General features: G+C 40.1%; 1 protein-coding gene. It reads right to left on the reverse strand.

Annotated features, from left to right (window positions below):
• A partial coding sequence (locus HFM85_RS16010; protein WP_173739204.1) for a hypothetical protein occupies nt 1-683 on the reverse strand: 683 nt, incomplete at both ends.

The raw sequence follows: 683 nt of genomic DNA on the forward strand, positions 1-683 counted from the left end.
GTGATTGCATAATCCTTTTCCTGCTCTGTACCAGGAGCTGCAGTAACTGTCACATTACGTACATCACCTTCTGCTTTTTCTGCTTCTTCGTACTTTTCACAAAGATCTGCTACATCCTCAGGTCTATCCACGCCGTAGGAGAATTCCATCTTCGAAGCTTCTTCTGAAGTGCCGTCCTTATGGTTCAGAATCTGAGTATGTTTCAGTGGTCTGTAATCATCCGAAGCAACCACATATTCCATAGAAATCCAGTCTCCCTCTGTGTAGAATTCTCCATCTCCCTGAGAATTCAATGCACTCTGCGTAAGTTCTTCAGGTACCTTTGTCTGTATAATGATCGTATCACCATCTTCCTTCATATCCGTCACTTCTTCCTCTATGGTTTCATCTGTGTAAAAGCTTATAAGATCATCTGCATTTCCATCTGCTTCATCAATATACAGACAGGAGAGATACTCATCTCCTTCTTTTCCGTATTTTAATTCGCCATCTTTATAGAGCATCTGGGTAGTACCATACATATCTACATACATCACTTCAGAATCTTCATAGTCATATACCTTTGTATTCTGCAGTATATATTCACAGGTAGCTTCATAGCTTTTATGATTGCTTACAAGACTGTCTGTTTCTCCTGCTTTCATCATCTGTTCCAGTGCATTGTCTTTTGTCAGTTCAGGTAA

It is taken from the genome of Blautia schinkii (assembly GCF_013304825.1).
GTDB lineage: Bacteria > Bacillota > Clostridia > Lachnospirales > Lachnospiraceae > Blautia_A > Blautia_A schinkii_B.